The organism is Ligilactobacillus salivarius DSM 20555 = ATCC 11741 (genome assembly GCF_001435955.1).
Lineage (GTDB): Bacteria > Bacillota > Bacilli > Lactobacillales > Lactobacillaceae > Ligilactobacillus > Ligilactobacillus salivarius.
This window is the reverse complement of record NZ_AYYT01000009.1, coordinates 40,833-62,085: the sequence shown is the minus strand read 5'-3', so window position 1 is coordinate 62,085 and position 21,253 is coordinate 40,833. Positions and strand designations below refer to the sequence as shown.

Genomic DNA, 21,253 nt, shown 5'->3' with positions numbered 1-21,253 from the left:
ATCGGTTCGACCCCGATCACCGGTATCAGTATTTAAGTCTTAGTTATAAAAACTAAGGCTTTTTAATTTCTAAAAAATAGGCATAATTTTTTGAATATAAAAAGCACTAATGAATCTATTTTATCAATTCATTAGTGCTTTATTAATATATGTTATTGAGCAGTTTCACTAGTACCGGTTTGAGCAGATGAAGATGATGCTGAACTGTTGGAAGATCCACTATTAGAACTGTTGACCTTATTCTCGCCCTGTTCATTTTGGATTAATTGCTGTTGCAAATCCGGAGAAATGCCATCAGAAGAAGAGGTGGTTGAAGATACAGCAGAAGAAGTAGTAGCACTATTTGTAGTATTTTCACTAGTTACTTCGGCAGTATCATCAATACTATTATAAGGTACCTGAGTTCCAATATTTAATTGAATAGAACTAATGTCTAACTTGTGTGATGATAATAGTACTAATTTTCCTTGTAATTTTTTGCCAACCTTTAACTTATATCCATTTACAAGAACGTTATGCGCATAGTGATTAAGTTTTCCCGTTGAAGTAAATTTGCTGCCATCGTCAGTTGTAACAGATAATGGTGTTTTGGCTAAATTAATAGTTTCTTCGCCAACATTAGTAACACTATAAGTGATTGTAGTGCGATAGTAAGTATCTCCAAGAGATGACTTATATTTGAACTTTCTTTCGGCCTCTGTGTAGTTATTACGATCATTTTCAACTTTTCTAGTAGTAACAGTGCCTAAATGATATTTAAGTGATCCTACAGTGTCTAGGGTTTGATTAATAGTATCAGTTGATGCTAGGCTTGAACTCACATGACTACTGCTAGATGAAGTTGTTTCCTGTTTATTATTGGAACATGCTCCTAGAAATAGCAATGATAATAACCCCATTAGAACATATCTTTTTTTCATTCTATTAATTATCCTTTCTGGTAATCTATATTATAATCAATAATTATTTTAACATATTTGAGTTAAAATGTTTCATGTGGAACAAGAATAGATTGAGGTAACGTGATAGTAGAAAATGTGTTAAAATAGTAAGTAGCTTTCATGAGAGGGCTATCAAAAATTTAGACTGTGAGGATGGAAAAGTGAAACGTTTGTTGGAAAAAGAATTTTGGCAGATACCAGAATTTTTAAGAAATAAACATTTGCGAATAATAGCAGTTTTCTTACTTATACTCTCCTTAGTCTGTGCAACGTTGGCATTTATTGTTAATGCCTGGTTAGGTATAATTGTCCTTCTGCTGATTTTATTGACAATAGGATTGTCTTTTATAACATTAAAACAAGTTATGCAAGATACCACACATTATATATCTGATTTATCGTATAAAATTAAGCGAAGTGAGCAAGAGGCATTGTTAAAAATGCCAATAGGAATTCTAATGCTCAATGATTTAGCAGAAGTTGTTTGGGTTAATCCAACTATGCAAAAGTTATTTGGGCAAGAAGAAATATTAGGTAAAAAGTTAACAGAGGCTGATGAAGAATTAGCTAAAGTGATCAATGATAATATGTCGAATAAAGATAGTGTTGAAATCAAATGGCAAGATAAAAGATTTAATATGTTAGTACAAAGTGATATTAACGTTGTTTATCTTTTAGATATTACACACTATGCTGAAATTCAGAAACAATACGATGATTCTCGCTTAGTTATCGGACAAATTTTTATTGATAACTATGATGAAGTTACCCAATCAATGAATGATACTAATATTTCCAATTTAAGTAATTATATAACGAATGAGTTATCATCATGGGCTAGTCAAATGGGAATGTTTCTAAAGATGATTGATGAAGATCATTATTTCGTTTTAGCATATACAAAATCATTAACACAGATGGAAAAAGAAAAATTCAAATTACTAGATCGTATTAGAGAAAGAACATCTAAGCAGAATTTTCCAGTTACTTTGAGTATAGGATTAGCCTATGGTGGTACTGATTTAGCTAAACTTTCTCGATTATCACAAAGTAATTTGGATTTAGCACTAAGACGAGGCGGAGATCAGGTAGTTGTAAGAGGAGTAGATGATTCTCAAGCTCGTTTTTATGGTGGTAAGACGAATCCAATGGAGAAGAGAACTCGTGTAAGAGCAAGAATGATTTCTCAAGCATTACAAGAATTAATGAGTCAATCAGATGATATTTTTGTAATGGGACATGCTAGACCAGATATGGATTCGATAGGAGCATGTTTGGGAATTAGACGGATTGCAAAGATGAATGGTAAGCAATGTTGGCTTGTGTTGGACACAGATAATTTGCATTCAGATATCCAAAGATTGCTAGATGAAATTGATAACTATCCAGATATCAAGGAAAGCATCATTTCTCCTGAAGAAGCTTTACAGAAAGCAACCAAGAAAAGCTTATTATTGATGCTAGACTTGTCTAAACCTTCAATTTCAATGAGTCCTGAATTATATGATCAACTCAAGAATCGAGTTATTATTATTGATCACCATCGTCGAGGTGAAGAATTCCCTGAAAATCCGATGTTGGTATATATTGAACCTTATGCTAGTTCTACATGTGAGTTAATAACAGAAATGTTTGAATATCAATCACGCTATAGTGATGATCCAATAAATAAATTAGAAGCAACAGCTATGCTGACGGGAATTATTATTGATACGAAGTCATTCTCATTAAGAACGGGAACTAGAACATTTGATGCTGCTAGTTATCTTCGTTCAGTAGGTGCTGACTCACAAATGTCGCAACATTTTATGAAAGAAAATGTACAAAGTTTCTTGCAACGAAATCATTTGATTGATAGAGTGGAATTTGTAGGGAATGGAAATGCTGTTGTAGTTGGTGAAAATGATCGTGCCTATGATCCGGTAACTGCTGCACAAGCTGCCGATTCTTTATTAACTGTTAGTGGGGTGCAAGCTTCGTATGTAGTGACTCACCGTTCTGAAGATATTATTGGGATTTCAGCTCGAAGTAATGGAGAGACTAATGTTCAAATTATTATGGAAAAAATGGGAGGCGGAGGACATTTATCTAATGCCGCTACTCAAATTGAAGATAGAGATATTTTGGATGTTAGAAAGCAACTACTTGATTTAATTGCACAAACAGAAGAAAATAATACAGAGGAAACTGATTAGGAGTGATTAGTAAATGAAGATTATTTTTACAGAAGATGTTCGAGGTAAAGGACGTCGTGGAGAAATTAAAGAACTTCCAGATGGCTATGCTAATTTCTTAATTAAGCAAAATAAAGCAAAGCAAGCTAATGCACAAGCAATGAGCCAATTAAAAGGTCAAAAACGTGCCGAAGCTAGAAAAGAAGCAGAAGAACTAGAAGAAGCTAAGAAGTTTAAAGAACTACTTGAATCAGGTGAAAGAGTAGTAGAAATGAAAGCTAAGGCTGGAACTGATGGACGTTTATTTGGTTCAATTACTAGCAAACAAATTTCTCAAGAACTTGAAAAGCAATACGGTATGAAAATTGATAAGCGTAAAATGGAATTACGTGAACCAATTCGTACAATGGGATATGTAAATGTTCCTGTAAAACTTCACAATGAAGTAACAGCTAAAATAAGAGTTCATATTTCTGAAAAGTAAGAATTAAAATGATGAAAACATCCAATGGTAGATAGTATTATCTAGTATTGGATGTTTTTATATATTAGTCAAAAATAAAAAAGTTAACAAAAAGAATTACTTTTATTATGTAATTACATCTTAAAAAAGTTATAATTATAAAATGTAATATTGAACGGAAAGGAGCTTCTAAGTGAATAACGACATAATGACGGATAATTTACCACCACAAAATATAGAAGCTGAACAAGCGGTCTTAGGTGCTATCTTCTTGAATACAGATACTTTAGCAGATGCGATGGAATATGTGGAAGCTGATGATTTTTATCGAAGAGCACATCAAATTTTATTCCAGGCAATGATAGATTTGAACAATGATGGTGAAGCAATCGATGTATTGACAGTACAAAACTATCTGACTACTAATAATCAATTAGATGATGTTGGTGGAGTTGCTTATATTGCAGAATTAGCAACATCAGTGCCAACAGCAGCTAATGCTGGATATTATGCTAAAATCGTTGAAGAAAAGTCTATGTTGCGTCGCTTAATTTCTACTGCAACAAATATTATAACGCAAGCAAATAACGGTGATGATGACGTACCATCTCTATTAGATTCAGCTGAACGGCAAATAATGGACGTTTCAGAGCGAAGAAATCGTAGTGGGTTTAGAGAGATTAAAGATGTTTTAAATGAGACATTGAGTGATATTGATAGATTATCACAGCAAAGTGAAGATATTACAGGTTTACCAACTGGATATAGAGAATTTGATAAGATGACGGCAGGTTTACAGCCAGATAATTTGATTATTCTAGCTGCTCGTCCAGCTGTAGGTAAGACAGCTTTCGCCTTGAATATTGCTCAAAATGTTGCAACGTCTACGGATACAAGTGTTGCTATTTTTTCTCTTGAAATGAGTGCTGAGTCTTTAGTAAATCGAATGTTGTGTGCAGAAGGTTCAATAAATGCTAACCATTTACGTACAGGGCAATTAGATGAAGGAGAATGGCAAAATTTAATCGTTGCAATGGGGGCTTTATCAAACACCTCAATCTTTATTGATGACACTCCAGGCATTAAAATGGCCGAAATCAGAGCAAAATGTCGTCGACTAGCAAAAGAAAAGGGTAATTTAGGTTTGGTAGTTATCGATTATCTGCAATTAATTGAAGGTAGTAATAAAGAAAGTCGCCAACAAGAAGTATCTGAAATTTCACGACAATTAAAGAAATTAGCTAAAGAATTAAGTGTGCCAATTCTAGCCTTATCCCAACTTTCACGTGGAGTAGAGCAAAGACAAGACAAACGTCCTGTATTATCTGATATTCGTGAATCTGGATCTATTGAACAAGATGCGGATATAGTTGCTTTTCTATACCGTGATGATTACTATGAACGTGGTGAATCAAAATCAGAGGAAGATGGCGATGATCAGGATTCATTAAATCAAGATGTTGGTGAGGTTGAATTAATCATTGAAAAGAACCGTGCTGGAGCTAGAGGAACGGTTAAATTATTGTTTATTAAATCCTATAATAAATTTTCAAATATTTCATATGCTCAAGAGCCACCAATGTAGAAAATATTATTCATAAAACTTTTCCTATGATAGAATATAATTATACAAATAATTATAGATAGGATTGATTAGAATGTTAATTTTGGGCATTTTAGTAGTAATAGTGATTATTGCTTTAATATGGCGATATTTTTCACACTTAGTAAACCCAACTGATACTAAGGTAGAAGGTGGGATCAATAAATCTTTAATACTATATTTCTCACCTGCTGGAAAAACTAAGCGTTTAGCTCATTTGGTTCAACAAGAAACTAGTGCAGATATTATTGAAATTGAAGGTGTAAAAGAATATAGTGGCGATGATAAAGCACGTGCTTTTCGTGAATGGATAACAGGTGCTACACCAGAAGTGAAGAACAAGCTTGATAATATTGATAAGTACGATATGGTTTACTTGGCTTATCCTATCTGGTACGATACTGCTCCAATGATTATGAAGCAAGTTATTAAAAAGCATAATTTTAGTAACAAGTATGTAGTCCCTGTAGTATCGCTTAATAAGGCTTCTCAAGGTAGTGGACGTAGTATACGTTTAATTAGACATCACGCACCTCGAGCAAAGGTATTGCCTCGTTTATTGTTACAAGACGACGGTAAAGATTTGCAACGAATTCAAGAATATTTGAAGCAAATTAACATTAAATAATATAGTTAAAAATACTCGGTTTATTGTCGAGTATTTTTTATTTATATACATGAATATATAATTAAAACACGAATTTAATTGATGATAATTTGCTAAAAAGGTTTTATTAAAGTTAAAATATTCGGTTTTTACTTGAATATAATCGTTTTTCTTGTTACAATTATCGAGGTTGCGTTGGTTTGATTGACGCAAAAGTTATGGTTATACATAAAATATAATTACGAGGTGGATTATAATGTCATCAGTAGTAGTCGTTGGTAGTCAATGGGGAGACGAAGGAAAGGGTAAGATCACAGACTTTCTTAGTCAAAATGCTGAAGTTATTGCACGTTACCAAGGTGGCGATAATGCAGGACATACAATTGCATTTGACGGAAAAACATATAAATTACGCTTGATCCCATCAGGTATTTTTTATTCTGATAAGATTAGTGTTATTGGTAATGGGGTAGTTTTAAATCCAAAATCCTTAGTTACAGAATTAAAGTACCTTCATGATAATGGAGTATCAACAGACAATCTTCGTATTTCAAATCGTGCTCATGTTATCTTGCCATATCATATCGTTTTAGATGGCTTACAAGAAGCTGCTAAAAAAGATAATAAGATTGGTACAACAAATAAAGGTATTGGACCAGCTTATATGGATAAAGCAGCTCGTGTAGGTATTCGTGTTGCAGATTTATTAGAAAAAGATACTTTTGAAGAAAAATTACGTACAAACCTTGAAGAAAAGAATCGTTTATTTGAAAAAATGTATGGTCACGAACCATTAAAATTCGAAGATATTTTTGAAGAATACTACGAATATGGACAAGAACTTAAAGATTATGTGACAGATACATCTGTTATTTTAAATGATGCTTTAGACTCTGGTAAACGTGTTTTATTTGAAGGAGCACAAGGTGTAATGTTAGATATTGATCAAGGTACATATCCATTCGTTACATCTTCAAATCCAGTTGCTGGTGGAGTTACTATCGGTAGTGGTGTAGGACCAGCTAAGATTGATAAAGTTGTTGGTGCATGTAAGGCATATACTTCTCGTGTAGGTGATGGTCCATTCCCAACAGAATTACATGATGAAATTGGTGATCATATCCGTGAAGTAGGTCATGAATACGGTACAGTTACTAAACGTCCTCGTCGTATAGGTTGGTTTGACAGTGTTGTTATGCGTCACTCAAAACGTGTTTCAGGCTTAACTAATTTGTGCTTAAACTGTGTTGATGTATTAACAGGTCTTGATGAAATTAAGATTTGTACAGCATACGAATTAAATGGTGAAAAAATTTATCATTATCCAGCAAGTTTGAAGGAATTATCTGCATGTAAACCCGTATATGAAACATTACCAGGTTGGAAAGAAGATATTACTAACTGCAAGACATTAGAAGATTTACCTGAAAATGCTCGTAACTATATTCACAGAATTCAAGATTTAGTAGGTGTAAAGGTATCTACATTCTCTGTAGGTCCAGATCGTGAACAAACAAATGTCTTAGATAACGTATGGGCACATATTTAATTTAGGATAAAGATATTAGAAGAAAAAGATGTAATAGGGGCTAATACAGCTTTTATTTCATCTTTTTATTTTTTATTGAATTATAAGTTGAAAATTATATAAAATTAGAAATAATTCTGTGAATAACACAAAGAAGTTAGAGTATACCTTTATATGAAGAATTCTTCAATATTTAAATGGAAAGTTACATACTATAAAAATATGATTAAATCAAGGTATTTGCTTAAAAATACAGATAATTTTCTAAATCCATATTAAAATAATTTTTTCTAAGGCTAGAAAACTGATTAAATTAACGATAGGGCGGATATATCTAAAATTAGAACAATATTAAGGCTTTATTTTTATCTGAAATAGATATACAATAAAAAAGTGCTAATTAACTAGAACGGATGTTTGTATATAGGAGGAAGAGTTATGGCAATGACAGAAGAGCGTTTGAGTTCAACTCAAAAGATAATCCAGCAGGTAATGAATGAGCGAAAGCTATCTTATAAAGAAGCTATCGCTTTCCTTCTAGAATATACAGAAAAAAGGTAGTGATTTTTAATCACTACCTTTTTTGTAACTCATTAATTTTTATCTTTCAAGCTTTCAATATAAGCAAATGCTTCTTGTCCTGCAATACCTGCATCACCAACAGCTGTTGTAATCTGACGTAGGAACTTAGAACGAACATCACCAATAGCAAAAATACCTGGAACACTTGTTGCCATGTGATCGTCAGTTACAATCCAGCCCTTATCATCAGTAATGCCAAGTTTTTGGAATGGTTCACTCATTGGAACTGAGCCAACGTAGATAAATACACCATTGGCTTCGATTTCACCATCTTCACCAGTCTTTTTATTATGGGTCTTTACACCTGTAACCTTTTTATCATCACCAACAATTTCAGTTACAATTGTATCCCATGTGAAGTGCATTTTATCATTAGCAAAAGCACGATCTTGTAAAATCTTTTGTGCACGTAGCTCATCACGACGATGAATTACATTAACAGAAGATGTTAATTTAGCAAGATACATACCTTCTTCAACGGCAGAATCGCCGCCACCAATAACTACAACGGGTTTATCACGGTAGAAAGCACCATCGCAGACAGCGCAGTAAGATACGCCACGACCACTATATTTTTCTTCACCAGGAACACCTAATTTGCGATATTGAGAACCTGTGGCAATAATAACAACGGGTGCTTCCAACTCGCCATCATCAGTCTTAACATGCTTAATGCCATTATCATCAACGGTAAGATCTTCAACATTACCATAGACAAATTCGGCACCAAATTGTGTAGAACTTTGGAACATCTCTTCAGCTAAATCTGGACCTAAAATAGATTTAAAACCAGGATAATTTTCAACCTCAGCTGTGTTATTCATTTGACCACCATATACGCCACGGTCAAGCATAGCTACTTTTAAATTAGCACGAGAGGCATATAAAGCAGCTGTCATACCACCAGGGCCAGCCCCAATCACAATTACATCGTATTTGTCAGACATTCAGTGAAACCTTCTTTCTTTTTAATTATCTTAACTATCATATCATACTTATTAATAATTGAAGTAAAGTAAGTCTTAGAATGTTAATTTATTATTACTTACTTTTTACAAGTAATAATATAATACAAGATAATATATTTTGCAACATGTTTGTTTGCTAATTCTTATCCCAAGGTAAATGTAAAGATATATGCTGGTTTAATTCTTTTTGACGAGCAAATTTTTTAGATTTTTCTAGTTTACGATCTTTGTATCCAGCACAAATAATTTTTTCTTCTTCAGTTATAGGAGTAATTTGGGGTAGAATAATTTGTTTATCTGGTACAACAAAAGTTAAAAATGCCGTTAATCCTAAAAATCTTTCGCCAGTAGTTAAATGCTCACCGATAATTTTCGCAAAAACCTCAATTGAACGAGAGCCAACGCCACTAACGTATGATTCGATACATAAAGAATCATTAAGGATAAATGGTGCTAAAAAATTAAGTTCATCAACTGATGCTGTAACATTGCTAGCTCTAGCAAGACGAATGGCGGAAATGGAGGCAGTTCCATCTAACATTTCTAAGAGTCTACCACCGTATACGGTTTCATGTTCATTTAAATCACTAGCTAAAACACGATGGCTAGTAATAGCTAGAGTTTGTCTACATGTTAAATCTTCCAAGTATAACAACCCTTTCATAAAAATTACACATATAATTATAACAGTTAATGATTGAAATTAGATTATTAAGAATAAAAATGATAGATTTAAAATAGATAGTGGAAAGGAATGAAACTATGGAAAAGAAGACATTTATAATTCCGGTAGGGTTAGTGGGGCTATATGCAGTATTACTAGTTATTAGTGGAATAATAGTTCAGTTATTAAGTTTAAATTCCAGCAATAGTAAGACATTTGCCTCTGTAATAATTAATTTTGTGATATGTGCGTTATTTTTGTGGCTCAATAAAAAATATATAAGAGTAAAAATCGACTTTAAATTTACTTTTAGCTTTTTTAAGAGACATATAATATTGGCTACAGTTTTAGCAATTATCACAATCTTAATTGTTATAGGTAATGTAAAAAATCTTCCACTGGCATTAATGGTATCTTTACAGGCAGGAATAGTTGAAGAGGTAATATGTCGAGGTATTATTAGTAAATATATTTATAATGATTTAAACAAAGTAGAGGAAAAAAGAAGAATATGGATAAGTGCGATTTCTTCAGGTCTAGCATTTGGAATGTTACATTTTATCAATCTTTTTAGGCAAGGACTACTACCTACTATTAATCAAGTTATAGCGGCTACAGCAATAGGGATGTTTTTTGGGGTAATATATTTAGTATATAAAAATTTATTTGGAACGATTTTTATTCATTTTTTGAATGATTTTTGGATTATTGCAGTAACAGGTACAATTACTGAGCAAGATTCAGGTACTATAGCGATGATTATTTCTTCAGTGCTATATTGGATAATATTAGGATTTATTGCATGGCGAATTATCAAGAAAAAAGTAGCATAGAATAATGTAGAAGGGAAATAACCTAAATGAAAATAATAATTTCTCCAGCTAAGAAAATGGTAGAAGATACGGACAGCTTTGATATTAGTAAATTGCCAATATTTAAAGACAAAGCGGAAGTGTTATTAACATGGTTAAAGAGTAAAAACTATGATGAATTAAAGAATATTTGGAAATGTAATGATAAAATTGCCAAACTTAACTATGATAGAGTTCAAGATATGAATTTAGATGAAAACTTAACACCAGCAGTTATGGCATATTCAGGAATTCAATATCAAGCGATGGGACCACAAGTTTTTACGCAAGAAGCACTACAAAGAGCAGCAAAAGATTTATATATCATATCAGGATTTTATGGAATTTTAGGAGCGATGGATGGTATTACGCCATATAGATTAGAAATGCAGGCAAAAGTAGATATTAATGATCATCATACTTTGTATCAATTTTGGGGTGACAGTATATATCAAGAATTATATAGAGATAATGAATTAGTAGTAAATTTAGCTTCTAAAGAATATTCTAAAGCCATTGAGAGATATCTAAAGCCTCAAGATAAATTCATCACTTGTTCGTTTAAAAAGGAAAAGAATGGTAAATATGTACAACAGGCACCAGCTGCTAAGCAAGCACGTGGTGATATGGTAAGGTATATTTTAGAAAATAATATTAAAGAAATTGATGAAATAAAGAACTTTTCAGTAAATGGATATCAATATGAACCTCAATTTTCAACTGATACTGAATTAGTGTTCATTAAAAACTAAGTGCGTTTCACGTGAAACAAAGTATAAGTGTGTTACACTATACTTATAAATAGTTAGCAAAGGGGTGGGATTTATGATTGAAAATGAAACAATTAAACATCAACTAAATCATCGTGCAATTAGGGCTTTTAAAGATCAAACTTTGTCAGAAGAACAATTAACGACTTTATATGAAGTAGCTAGACATACAGCTACTAGTATGTTTATGCAACAATTTAGCATCTTACATATTACTGATGAGGAGAAACGTAAACAAATTAGAGAAATAACAGGTCAAAAATACGTAGGAGCTAACGGTGATTTATTTATTTTTGTCATTGATTTATATCGAAATAAACAAATTCGCAAACAAATGGGAAATGATGATGGGCGCTTGCATACAATGGATATTTTCTTTCAAGCATTTCAAGATACAATGTTAGCAGTCCAAAATGTAATTAATGCTGCTGAGAGTATGGGACTTGGAATAGTACCTTTAGGGACGGTTAATGATGATCCTAAAGCAATGTTAAAAGTATTAGATTTACCAGAACTCACATACCCAGCTTTGGGCTTACAAGTTGGTGTACCAGATCAAGAACCACAATTAAAGCCAAGACTTCCATTAGAATTTACAACTTTTGAAAATGAATATCCACGTGATTTTGAAGTTAGTGAGCTGAAAGATTACGATGAAATAGTACAAACATACTATGATTTACGTGATGCTAATCGAAGAATTGATTCATTTACTAATCAAATTAACGGAAAAAAATTGAATACACATCAAAATAAACGTGATGACATTGTAGAAGCTATTCATAGTCAGGGGTTAGCACTAGATTTTAATTAATTTATAATTTAGGGTTGACAGCGGGTAACATAAAAGATATTATTATGACATAATAATTAGAAATAGCTAAGAAAAGATGAGTAATTAATGTGAGTATTACTAAAGAGAGTCGTGAATGGTGAGATGCGATGTGTTGAAAGCTTAATGAAGATGGTCTTGGAGCTAGATTATCTGTGAGCCATGGCAAGCAGATAACAGGGGTCGCCTGTTATAGCGAACGAGTATAGCTTGTATAGTGTACTTAGTGAGGATATTACTGTGAGGTAGTATCGAATAACGGGTGGTAACACGTGAATAAGATGATGACACGTCCCTAGAACAACATTTGTTGTTCTAGGGACTTTTTTATTTTTATACGAAAGAAAGTAGGAAAAAATTATGACAAAGACGATTAAAGATTTAGCACATTATGATATTGTAGGAAGTTTTTTAAGACCTGAAGAATTAAAAAAAGCACGCAAAGATTTTTCAGAGAGAAAGATTTCTCAAGATGAATTAAAGGAAATTGAAGATAGACTAATCGATGAGTTGGTGGAAAAAGAAAAAAAAGTGGGGCTAAAGGCTGTGACAGATGGAGAATTTAATCGAGGCTGGTGGCACATTGACTTTCTAGAAAATTTAGATGGAGTAGAAGGATATGTTCCACAAACAGGATATAATCAACAATTTAAAGGGACTGATGCACCTGCTTATAATGTTCGAGTAGTAGGGAAAGTAAAATTTAATCCTGATCATCCATTTTTGAAGAATTTTTCTTATCTTAAAGAAGTTGCAGATAAAAGAAATCTCATAGCTAAAGCTACAATTCCTAGTCCAACAATGTTATATCGTCAGGAAATTTTAGCTAACGATGGTTCTTCAAAATTGAAAGAAATTTATCCCAACGTAGAAGAATTCTATGCGGACTTATCGCAAACTTATGCTGATGCAATTAAAGCTTTTTATGATTTAGGTTGTCGATATCTACAATTTGATGATACAAATTGGGCGTTTTTAGTTGATAAAAATAAACGTGAATCTTTATTAGAAAAAGGTATTGATCCCAAAGAAGCAACAAAAATTAGTAAGGAAATTATCAATAATGCATTAGCGAATAAGCCTGATGATTTAATAATTACAACTCATGTATGTCGTGGGAATCATGCATCTTCTTGGTTATTCTCAGGCGGGTATGAAGCTGTTGCAGAAGATTTATTTGACACAGATTATGATGGATATTTCTTAGAATTTGATGATGCACGTTCAGGTAGTTTTGAGCCATTGAGATTTGTTCCTGCTGGTAAAAGAGTGGTATTAGGACTAGTAACTAGCAAAAAGCCTGAATTAGAAGACAAAGATGAATTGAAACGAAAAATTCAAGAAGCAACTAAATATGTTGATTTAGATGATTTAGCATTAAGTACACAATGTGGATTTGCTTCAACGGAGGAAGGAAATAAACTTACAGAAAAAGATCAAGAAAACAAACTGAAATTAGTAATTGAGACAGCTAAGGAAGTTTGGGGAGATTAAAAGAAGGTGAGAATGATGACAGTACAAGCTGTAAATGGAATAGCTTTAGCACAAAAACAATGGAAGAATAAACTGAACGATAAACAAAATTTAGAAATATTAATTGTAAATTTAATGCCAACCAAGGAAACAACAGAATTACAATTTTTAAAGTTATTGGAAAAAACAAAAATTAATTGTAGAGTGACTTTTGCATATCCTGATAGTCATCATTTTCATCATGGTAATAGTGAAATTATAAAGAAACATTATCTGCCCTTGAGCAAGGTTTTACAACAAAACTTTGATGGGCTAATAGTTACAGGTGCACCAGTAGAACATCTGGATTTCACAGAAGTAGACTATTGGGATGATTTTCAAAAGTTGGTTGAATGGAGTAGACAAACAAAAATTTATACGATTTTTGAATGTTGGGCTAGTCAAGCAGCTTTGAAAGTAAAATTTGATATTGATAAGTTACCTTTAGTTTCTAAATTATTTGGGGTCTATCAAGCAGAAAAAATAGACATGAATAGTTCCTTCTTATTAGGTTTTGGAAGTGGGGGACCAATTCGAATGCCACAGTCTCGACATACTAAATTAATTTTACCGGCAAAATTACCTGATGAGTTACAGGTATTGGCTAAGAGTCAGGAAGTAGAGGCATTTCTATTAGCGACTACTGATCAAAAAAATTTATTTATTACTGGTCATCCAGAATACGATACAAGAACGTTAGATAGAGAATATAAACGAGATTTAGAAAAAGGGAAACCAATTAGTAAACCTAACAATTACTATCAAAATAATCAGATAGTTAATCAGTGGTTTCAAAGTAGTGTCAAGCTATATACGAATTGGTTGAACCTAATTCACACAACTTAGAAAAGAGGATAATTATGACAATTCAAGATCAAACAAAAGCAACAGATAGATTCGAAACTTTACAAGTACACGCTGGACAAACAATTGATGAAACAGGATCAAGAGCAGTGCCTATTTACCAAACAACATCATATGTTTTTAAGAATGCACAAGAAGCAGCAGATAGATTTGCATTGAGAGATGCAGGAAATATTTACACTAGGTTAACAAATCCTACCACTGATGTAGTTGATAAAAGAGTAGCAGCGTTGGAAAAAGGAAGTGCAGGTATAACATTAGCAACTGGATCAGCAGCTATTACATATGCGATATTGAATATTGCAGGACAAGGCGATGAAATTGTTGCTGCTAGCACACTTTATGGTGGTACTTATAACTTATTTAGTATTACTTTAAAACGATTAGGGATTAAAAAAAATTTCGTAAATCCTGATAATCCTGCAAACTTTGAAGCAGCAATTAATGATAAGACTAAGGCAATTTATGTAGAGAGTATTGGAAATCCCGGAATTAATTTAGTCGATTTTGAAGAGATTGGGAAAATTGCTCATAAATACGGTATTCTCTTTATTGTTGATAATACTTTTGGAACACCATACTTAGTACGACCACTTGAACATGGAGCAGATATTGTCGTACATTCTGCTACAAAATTTATCGGCGGTCATGGGACAACCATGGGTGGAGTAATTGTTGAAAAGGGAGATTTTGATTATGAAGCTAGCGGACGTTATCCTGATTTCACAGAACCTAATCAACAATATGAAGGATTGAAATTTGCAGATATTAAAGGTGCAGCTTTCACTACTAAGGTACGAGCTGAAATTGGTCGTGATACTGGTGCTTCAATTAGTCCTTTCAACTCATTTTTACTATTACAAGGTTTAGAAACATTATCCTTGCGAGTAGAACGTCATGTTGAAAATACAAGAAAACTAATTTCATTCTTGAAGTCTCGTCCAGAAGTAGCATGGATTAATTATCCAGAGTTAGAGGATAGCCCTTACTATGATTTGGCACAGAAATATTTCCCTAAGGGTGTAGGTTCAATCTTTACTTTAGGATTAAAAGGTGGCAAAGAAGATGGTAAGAAATTAATTGAAAATTTACGACTATTTTCTCTATTAGCAAATGTTGCGGATGCTAAATCTTTAATTATCCATCCAGCTTCAACAACACATGCACAATTAAGCGACGAAGAATTGAAGGCAGCTGGAGTAACGCCAGAATTGTTAAGAATTTCAGTTGGAATTGAAAATGCAGATGATTTAATTGATGACTTTGCTCAAGCTTTGGATAAATTGAAAGATTAAAAATATAAGTTATAAAAAATGAGGCTAGAAAAAAACTATATTTTCAGATGAATTTTAGAAAATGGTTATATTAAAAACCGCTAGGAATCAACGCTTTTAGTAACGTGATTTCTAACGGTTTTTAAGTTTTGAGACTTTTTTCCCAGCCTCATTTTTTATGATTAATCGATGACTAACAGTGATTTAATAGTCTTACGATCTGCCATGTCTTTATAAGCTTGATTAATTTCATCAAGACTATAACTATGAGTAAAAACTTTTCCAGGATTGATTTGTCCATCAAGTACAGCTTTAAGTAAAACTTTTTTATCATAAGTTGTAACAGAAGCAGGACCACCAGCTAGAGTAACGTTGCGATAGAATGTAGCAGCAGGGTTCATATCTTTTCCGTGAGGTAGACCAACTCTACCAATAAAACCACCAGGACGGACAACACCCATAGCTTGTTCAGTAGATGCTTGAGCGCCTACACATTCGAGAACAGCATCAGCACCTGTTCCACCAGTTAGAGCAATAACTTTAGAAATACCTTCTGCTCCACGTTCAGCAACAATATCAGTAGCACCGAATTCTAAAGCTAAATCTTGGCGATCCTTATGACGACTCATCATAATAATTTGAGAGGCACCTAACATTTTAGCTGCAATAACAGCACATTGACCAACAGCTCCGTCACCGACAACAACTACTTTATCTCCAGGCTTAACATGAGCTGTGCGAGCAGCATGATAACCAGTAGCCATAACGTCAGATAGAGTAAGTAATGACTTCAACATTCCTTCACTATAATCTTCAGGTTTACCAGGAACTTTAACTAAAGCCCATTGAGCATACGCAAAACGAATATATTGAGATTGGAAACCAACGCTAAAATTATCTTCATGATCTTGACATACACCATCGAAACCTGCCAAACAAGCTGCACAATGACCGCATCCATGTGTAAATGGAACAATCACAAAATCGCCAGGTTTTACAGTTGTTACATCAGAGCCTACTTCTTCAATAATACCTAATGCTTCATGACCACTATTAACGGAATGTGTTTCTTTACTGTCCAATCCAGAATAAGCCCATAAATCAGAGCCACAAACACATGCACGAATAACGCGGATAATAGCATCACCACTATCTTGAATTGTAGGTTTACTAATTTCTTCTAGACTGACTTTTCCCTTATTTTCAAAAACTGCACTTTTCATTGAAGATACCTCATTTTTTAAATCTATTCTATAGTTTGAATTCTAAACCTTTGAGTTAACTCCAAGGCAAGAAAAAAGTTATTTTAATTTTGGTAAATGTTGATTAAGAAAGTTGTAGAAAAGTTTATTTTCTTTTGAATAGTGTTTCTTATTTAATCTAGCTAAAAACAAATTAAATGATGCAGGATTTTTAATTCGTTTAATAATAATGTTATCAGTAGAGGAAAATGTTGGGACTAGCGATGGCATTAAAGTAATTACAAAATTGCGTTGAATAGCATCTGTTAGATATTGCCATGAAGATGATGTGTATGCAAAATGAGGCTCTAGTCCACGTATTCTAAATTGTTCCATTACTTTAAAGTAGGTCTGATATTTGTCTGATAAAGAGACAAGCGGATATTCAGCTAGATCTTCCCAAGTTAGTATTGCTTTTGAAGTGAGAGGATGTCCTAGGGGAAGAAAGGCAACAATCTCATCTTCAGCAACTAAATGCACATCAGCTAAATCAGGTGGTAATTCAAAAGGATTAACTAGTAAAGCAAAATCAAATTTTTTTTGTAAGAAATCATGTAAGATATTTACACCACCATCCTCAATAATTTCAATGTGGATGTTAGGATGTGTACTTTCAAAATCAATAAAGAGACCAGGAAATAAAATCTGTGGGGTACTAGCAATGGCTCCAAATTTAATAAGCGAAGGTTCAGTTCCAAGTTGATGCAATTCATTTTCTAATTCTTCGTATTTCTCTAGAATATCTAACATCATGGCATAGAGAATTTTACCTTGTTGACTTAGTCCAACTAATCGATGCTTATCTCTTGTAAAAATATGTACATGATATTCGCTTTCAATTAAATTAATTGATTTACTGAGAGCGGGTTGACTGATATGTATTTTATGAGCCGCTGCAGTAATATTGAAGTCATTTTCAACAATGGCTTGGATATATTTAATATGATTAATTTCAAAACTCATAACAGATTCTCCAATATAACAGTGATAGTTACTAAAATTTTTATGATTAACTAAATTTTTAATCATAACCTAAAGTTATAATAACATGATTAATAGAAATTAGAAAACGATTACTTTTATACCTATAGTATTTTATAATTATATATGTGAAATATGTAACTTGATAAATCCTATGAGGAGGAATTTTAGATGGTTAAAGTAAATAATTGGGATGCTGAGTATGATGTAGTTGTTTTAGGATTTGGTGGAGCTGGAGCCACAGCAGCCAGATTCGCTGCAGATGAAGGGGCAAAAGTTTTATTAGTTGATGCTGCTCCTGAAGGTAATGAAGGTGGTAACACTCGTTATTCTGCTCAAATGATCAGTGCAAGTGATGACTTTGAAGCTGAAAAGAAATACTTCGCAGCTCTAACAGATCCGATGACACTTGACCAAGAAATAGCTGATACTTATGTTGAAGGTATGGCAAATATGGCTAAATATTTAAAGGAACATTTAGGCGTGGAACCTTATCAATATAAGCGCGATTATTGGAATAATCCTAAATTTGCAGCATTGAGAAAAGCTATTATTGATAATACAGTGGAATATCCAGAATTTGAAGGTAGCGAACACCATGATATTTTATCAGTTAGTTTGGGATTCTTTGATGGTGCTTTGTGGAAGATGCTAAGACAAAATGTAGTTGATCGTTCAGATAAGATTGACGTATGGTTTAGTTCACCAGCTCGTCATTTAATTCAAGATCCTGCAACAAAAACTGTAATAGGGGTTCAAATTGAACGTGATCATGTATTGAGAAATATTAAAGCTAATAATGGTGTAGTTATGGCTACTGGTGGTTTCGAAAATAACCCAGAAATGTTAGAAGATTACCTGGGTGCATCTAAGTTAGTACCATTAGGAACCTTATACAATAAAGGCGATGGAATTAAGATGGCAACTGAAGTCGGTGCTAGTTTATGGCACATGAATAACTATGAATCTTTAGGAATGCTTCATGGACTAGCATTTACGGTTCCAACTGGTAAACGTGGTAAATTAATTTTGGGAGATTGGAAAGCTATTTATGACGGCAGTGTCTTCCTTGCAGGAGATGATGGTACACGCTATTATCCTGAAGATATGACTAATAGACATGGCCATGTTTATAGCCATGGTTATTGGAAAGTTCCACAAAATAATCATCATCCACATATTATTTTTGATAAAAAACAATACGAAAAATTTGCAGATAAAGAGACAAGTATCTACCCACAAGCACTAGATATGGTGATTGAAGCTAACACACTAGAAGAATTAGCTAAAAAGATAGGTGCTGTACCAGAAAAATTGCAAGAACAAGTGGCAGAGTTTAACTTCTTTGCAACTGAAGGAAAGGATTATGCATTCCACCGTAATCCAGAAACGATGCAAGCATTTGATGCTGAGGGTCCATACTATGCCTTATCAGTATCACAAACAGTTTTAAACACACAAGGTGGGCCACGCCGTAATGCACGTGCTGAAATTTTGTCCAATGATGGTACACCTATTCCACATCTTTATGGAGCTGGAGAACTCGGTGGAATTTCTGCTGGACGTTATCAAGCTGGAGAAAACATTGCTGAATGCTTAATTTTTGGTAAAATTGCAGGCTTAAATGCAGCTCGTGTTAAAGAAGAAGTTTTTGAACACATGACAGAAGAACCTGACGCTGTATCTTCAGCATCTCAAACTGAAAAAAAGGTCAATTTAGGTAGTGACTTAGATGTTAAAGAAACTTATATGGTGGGTGCTAACCAATATTTAGGAAGAAGTAATGCTGGTGTAGGTAACGAAGTTGTAGTTAGAATTACAGTAGATGATGATAAAAAATTAAAAGATATTGAGATTTTAAAACAAAGTGAAACTGGAATTGGAGCCCAAGCAATTGAGAGTATGCCAAAAGAAATGATCAGTAAGAATACTTACGACGTTGATAGCATTTCGGGAGCATCAGCAACAAGTAGAGCTTTAAAAGAAGCTGTAAAAGATGCGATGAATAAAATTTAATTGAAAAAATTGAAGTCCAAAAAATAGTGAAGTAATACGATTTTTTTGGGCTTTTTATTAGATTAAGATAATAAAAAAATGAATAAACGTAGTTGACAGATTATAAAAAAGTGTTAATATGATGACAACGAATAGAGAGATTAATAGCAATGACAAGGACAGTAGTAAATTTTTACGCTTAAAGAGAGTTTTCGGTTGGTGTAAGAAAACAGTATGGAAGTTTACGAATATCACCTTAGAGCTAAAAATGCGAAGAGTGTTTTTAGGTTGTACCCTTTAACGTACTAGCGTATCGCTTAGAGAAGTCTAGGCCGCACGTGAAAAGAGATGTTGATTAATTTTTGTTGATCAATAAAAATAGGTGGTACCGCGGAAACGCCCTATAGAAGTAATTAAACTTCTATAGGGCGTTTTTAATTGCTTAATAATTTTCTCAATAAAATTATGAGGTGAATTACTAATGAAACAAGGAACAAAACTTTTAGAACTAGATAATGGGTACCATCTATTTACTCGAAAGGAAGGGAAAGGTCCCGTTAAGATGTTATGCGTGCATGGTGGTCCTGGAGGAAATCATGAAGAATTTGAAAATTTTGCTCAAAATTTAAATGATAAGGGTGTAGAAGTTTATACCTACGATCAATTAGGTTCGTTTTATTCAGATCAACCAGACTTTTCTTTGGAAGAAAATAAACATTATTTAACGCTTGATTATTATTTGGAAGAACTAGAAGAAGTTAGAAAAAAATTGGGATTAGATAATTTTTATTTAGTTGGACATTCATGGGGCGGACTTCTAGCACAAGAATATGCTTTAAAATACGGAGAACATTTAAAAGGTTTAGTTGTTTTCAGTATGATTGATAATATTGAAGAATATACAACTCATATCAACAAGTTAAGAGAAGAAATGTTTAACAGTTTAGAAGTTCAATATATGAAAGATGTTGAAGAAACTGAAAATTTTGATGATCCAATGTATCAAGAATTGTTGAAAAAGCTCTATGCTAAATATGTTACTAGACATCCAAAAGTTTCACATATGGTCAATACAATGGCAACAGATGTATACAATTATTTCCAGGGAAATAATGAATTTGTGATGGTAGGAACTTTGAATGGTTGGAGTGTACGAGATAAGTTAGCAAATGTAAAAGTACCTACTTTATTGACATTTGGTGAATTTGACACAATGCCATTAGATGTAGCTAGAAGAATGCAAGATACTTTGCCAAACTCTAGATTGGTATTAACTCCGGACGGTGGACATTGCCACAATGAAGATAATCCAGAAGCATTCTTCAAGAGCTTATACGAGTTTGTATCAGAAGTAGAAGACGGAACATTTGGGAAAGAATAATAACGATTAAGAGAAGAGAGAA

At 33.1% G+C, this 21,253-nt stretch carries 19 protein-coding genes and 1 other annotated feature; of the genes, 14 read left to right on the top strand and 5 right to left on the bottom strand.

Annotated features, from left to right (window positions below; all coding sequences use genetic code 11):
- Positions 1–152: 152 nt before the first annotated feature.
- The gene (locus FC55_RS05665) at positions 153–920 is read right to left on the bottom strand and encodes a hypothetical protein (protein WP_003700896.1); all 768 of its coding nucleotides are present in this window, start codon (positions 918–920) and stop codon (positions 153–155) included.
- Between the two features lie 182 nt (positions 921–1,102).
- Here FC55_RS05665 and FC55_RS05660 point away from each other — a divergent pair, with 182 nt between their 5' ends.
- From FC55_RS05660 to FC55_RS10210, 6 genes are all read left to right on the top strand, one after another.
- Positions 1,103–3,136 carry a DHH family phosphoesterase gene (locus FC55_RS05660; protein WP_003700897.1) on the top strand — a complete coding sequence of 678 codons (2,034 nt, stop codon included), beginning with the start codon at positions 1,103–1,105 and terminating at the stop codon, positions 3,134–3,136.
- A 13-nt stretch (positions 3,137–3,149) separates the two neighbouring features.
- Entirely contained in the window at positions 3,150–3,599 is a 450-nt protein-coding gene (gene rplI, locus FC55_RS05655) for a 50S ribosomal protein L9 (RefSeq protein ID WP_003700898.1), read from the top strand.
- 172 nt (positions 3,600–3,771) lie between these two features.
- A complete protein-coding gene (gene dnaB, locus FC55_RS05650) occupies positions 3,772–5,163 on the top strand; it encodes a replicative DNA helicase (protein WP_035150090.1) in 1,392 nt (463 codons plus the stop codon).
- A 73-nt stretch (positions 5,164–5,236) separates the two neighbouring features.
- A complete protein-coding gene (locus tag FC55_RS05645) occupies positions 5,237–5,809 on the top strand; it encodes a flavodoxin (RefSeq protein WP_003700900.1) in 573 nt (190 codons plus the stop codon).
- A gap of 235 nt (positions 5,810–6,044) precedes the next feature.
- Positions 6,045–7,337 (top strand): adenylosuccinate synthase, encoded by a 1,293-nt coding sequence (locus FC55_RS05640; RefSeq protein ID WP_003700902.1) that lies wholly within the window; start codon positions 6,045–6,047, stop codon positions 7,335–7,337.
- Between the two features lie 417 nt (positions 7,338–7,754).
- On the top strand, positions 7,755–7,877 hold the full coding sequence (locus FC55_RS10210) for a hypothetical protein (protein WP_003700904.1): 123 nt from the start codon (positions 7,755–7,757) through the stop codon (positions 7,875–7,877).
- A gap of 32 nt (positions 7,878–7,909) precedes the next feature.
- Here FC55_RS10210 and trxB read toward each other — a convergent pair whose 3' ends face one another.
- Entirely contained in the window at positions 7,910–8,845 is a 936-nt protein-coding gene (gene trxB / locus FC55_RS05630) for a thioredoxin-disulfide reductase (RefSeq protein WP_003700906.1), read from the bottom strand.
- 157 nt (positions 8,846–9,002) lie between these two features.
- Positions 9,003–9,530 carry an acyl-CoA thioesterase gene (locus FC55_RS05625; protein ID WP_003700907.1) on the bottom strand — a complete coding sequence of 176 codons (528 nt, stop codon included), beginning with the start codon at positions 9,528–9,530 and terminating at the stop codon, positions 9,003–9,005.
- A gap of 98 nt (positions 9,531–9,628) precedes the next feature.
- Here FC55_RS05625 and FC55_RS05620 point away from each other — a divergent pair, with 98 nt between their 5' ends.
- The 6 genes from FC55_RS05620 to FC55_RS05595 all read left to right on the top strand — a co-directional run bounded on the left by FC55_RS05620 (position 9,629) and on the right by FC55_RS05595 (position 15,654).
- Positions 9,629–10,363, top strand: a complete 735-nt coding sequence (locus FC55_RS05620) for a CPBP family intramembrane glutamic endopeptidase (protein WP_035150094.1) — start codon at positions 9,629–9,631, stop codon at positions 10,361–10,363.
- Positions 10,364–10,389: 26 nt separating this feature from the next.
- Positions 10,390–11,133, top strand: coding sequence for a peroxide stress protein YaaA (gene yaaA / locus FC55_RS05615; protein WP_003700910.1), 744 nt, complete (start codon positions 10,390–10,392; stop codon positions 11,131–11,133).
- Between the two features lie 73 nt (positions 11,134–11,206).
- A complete protein-coding gene (locus tag FC55_RS05610) occupies positions 11,207–11,965 on the top strand; it encodes an NADPH-dependent oxidoreductase (protein WP_003700912.1) in 759 nt (252 codons plus the stop codon).
- 378 nt (positions 11,966–12,343) lie between these two features.
- Positions 12,344–13,477, top strand: coding sequence for a 5-methyltetrahydropteroyltriglutamate--homocysteine S-methyltransferase (locus FC55_RS05605; RefSeq protein WP_003700913.1), 1,134 nt, complete (start codon positions 12,344–12,346; stop codon positions 13,475–13,477).
- A 12-nt stretch (positions 13,478–13,489) separates the two neighbouring features.
- On the top strand, positions 13,490–14,341 hold the full coding sequence (locus FC55_RS05600) for a homoserine O-acetyltransferase/O-succinyltransferase family protein (RefSeq protein ID WP_003700914.1): 852 nt from the start codon (positions 13,490–13,492) through the stop codon (positions 14,339–14,341).
- Positions 14,342–14,355: 14 nt separating this feature from the next.
- Positions 14,356–15,654 (top strand): O-acetylhomoserine aminocarboxypropyltransferase/cysteine synthase family protein, encoded by a 1,299-nt coding sequence (locus tag FC55_RS05595; protein ID WP_003700915.1) that lies wholly within the window; start codon positions 14,356–14,358, stop codon positions 15,652–15,654.
- Between the two features lie 161 nt (positions 15,655–15,815).
- On the opposite strand, the gene FC55_RS05590 is transcribed toward FC55_RS05595, so the two are convergent.
- Together FC55_RS05590 and FC55_RS09750 are read right to left on the bottom strand one after the other, a co-directional pair.
- On the bottom strand, positions 15,816–16,856 hold the full coding sequence (locus FC55_RS05590; RefSeq protein WP_003700917.1) for a zinc-binding dehydrogenase: 1,041 nt from the start codon (positions 16,854–16,856) through the stop codon (positions 15,816–15,818).
- Between the two features lie 78 nt (positions 16,857–16,934).
- Positions 16,935–17,837, bottom strand: coding sequence for a LysR family transcriptional regulator (locus FC55_RS09750; RefSeq protein WP_099452473.1), 903 nt, complete (start codon positions 17,835–17,837; stop codon positions 16,935–16,937).
- Positions 17,838–18,026: 189 nt separating this feature from the next.
- Here FC55_RS09750 and FC55_RS05580 point away from each other — a divergent pair, with 189 nt between their 5' ends.
- Together FC55_RS05580 and FC55_RS05575 are read left to right on the top strand one after the other, a co-directional pair.
- Positions 18,027–19,871 carry an FAD-dependent oxidoreductase gene (locus tag FC55_RS05580; RefSeq protein WP_003700919.1) on the top strand — a complete coding sequence of 615 codons (1,845 nt, stop codon included), beginning with the start codon at positions 18,027–18,029 and terminating at the stop codon, positions 19,869–19,871.
- Positions 19,872–20,011: 140 nt separating this feature from the next.
- Positions 20,012–20,257, top strand: a binding site (T-box leader).
- 74 nt (positions 20,258–20,331) lie between these two features.
- A complete protein-coding gene (locus FC55_RS05575) occupies positions 20,332–21,231 on the top strand; it encodes a proline iminopeptidase-family hydrolase (RefSeq protein ID WP_003700920.1) in 900 nt (299 codons plus the stop codon).
- The last annotated feature ends 22 nt before the right edge of the window (positions 21,232–21,253 follow it).

Excerpts from the sequence above, each read along its gene's own strand:
- FC55_RS05665 (WP_003700896.1), bottom strand. The coding sequence starts at position 920 with ATGAAAAAAAGATATGTTCTAATGGGGTTATTATCATTGCTATTTCTA.
- rplI (WP_003700898.1), top strand. The coding sequence starts at position 3,150 with ATGAAGATTATTTTTACAGAAGATGTTCGAGGTAAAGGACGTCGTGGA.
- FC55_RS05645 (WP_003700900.1), top strand. The coding sequence starts at position 5,237 with ATGTTAATTTTGGGCATTTTAGTAGTAATAGTGATTATTGCTTTAATA.
- FC55_RS05640 (WP_003700902.1), top strand. The coding sequence starts at position 6,045 with ATGTCATCAGTAGTAGTCGTTGGTAGTCAATGGGGAGACGAAGGAAAG.
- FC55_RS10210 (WP_003700904.1), top strand. The coding sequence starts at position 7,755 with ATGGCAATGACAGAAGAGCGTTTGAGTTCAACTCAAAAGATAATCCAG.
- trxB (WP_003700906.1), bottom strand. The coding sequence starts at position 8,845 with ATGTCTGACAAATACGATGTAATTGTGATTGGGGCTGGCCCTGGTGGT.
- FC55_RS05625 (WP_003700907.1), bottom strand. The coding sequence starts at position 9,530 with ATGAAAGGGTTGTTATACTTGGAAGATTTAACATGTAGACAAACTCTA.
- FC55_RS05620 (WP_035150094.1), top strand. The coding sequence starts at position 9,629 with ATGGAAAAGAAGACATTTATAATTCCGGTAGGGTTAGTGGGGCTATAT.
- yaaA (WP_003700910.1), top strand. The coding sequence starts at position 10,390 with ATGAAAATAATAATTTCTCCAGCTAAGAAAATGGTAGAAGATACGGAC.
- FC55_RS05610 (WP_003700912.1), top strand. The coding sequence starts at position 11,207 with ATGATTGAAAATGAAACAATTAAACATCAACTAAATCATCGTGCAATT.
- FC55_RS05605 (WP_003700913.1), top strand. The coding sequence starts at position 12,344 with ATGACAAAGACGATTAAAGATTTAGCACATTATGATATTGTAGGAAGT.
- FC55_RS05600 (WP_003700914.1), top strand. The coding sequence starts at position 13,490 with ATGATGACAGTACAAGCTGTAAATGGAATAGCTTTAGCACAAAAACAA.
- FC55_RS05595 (WP_003700915.1), top strand. The coding sequence starts at position 14,356 with ATGACAATTCAAGATCAAACAAAAGCAACAGATAGATTCGAAACTTTA.
- FC55_RS05590 (WP_003700917.1), bottom strand. The coding sequence starts at position 16,856 with ATGAAAAGTGCAGTTTTTGAAAATAAGGGAAAAGTCAGTCTAGAAGAA.
- FC55_RS09750 (WP_099452473.1), bottom strand. The coding sequence starts at position 17,837 with ATGAGTTTTGAAATTAATCATATTAAATATATCCAAGCCATTGTTGAA.
- FC55_RS05580 (WP_003700919.1), top strand. The coding sequence starts at position 18,027 with ATGGTTAAAGTAAATAATTGGGATGCTGAGTATGATGTAGTTGTTTTA.
- FC55_RS05575 (WP_003700920.1), top strand. The coding sequence starts at position 20,332 with ATGAAACAAGGAACAAAACTTTTAGAACTAGATAATGGGTACCATCTA.